At 46.9% G+C, this 275-nt stretch carries 1 pseudogene; it reads left to right on the forward strand.

The features are described from left to right. A pseudogene (locus BU804_RS14925) lies at positions 1–275 on the forward strand (transposase); the annotation flags it as partial.

Consider the following 275-nt stretch of genomic DNA (forward strand, 5'->3'; position numbering starts at 1 on the left):
TATCCGATGGCGCAATCAGAGAGTCTGGGAAAGGTTGCTTGAGGTGCTGATTGACGATCCAGATTATGAATGGCTTGTGATAGATGCTTCGCATTGTCAAGTGGATCCTCATGCAGCGGGAGCTAAAGGAGGTAATCTCAGAGCATGAGTTATACAAAAGGGGGCTCAATACAAAATTGCATCTTGCCGTGGGTGCGCATGATCTGCCGATCAGGGTCATTATTACAGAAGGCACAACAGCAGATTGTACTCAAGCAAGCAATTTGATCGCTGGT

Origin of the sequence: Candidatus Protochlamydia sp. W-9, assembly GCF_001950615.1 — a bacterium.
Taxonomy (GTDB): Bacteria; Chlamydiota; Chlamydiia; order Chlamydiales; family Parachlamydiaceae; genus Protochlamydia; species Protochlamydia amoebophila.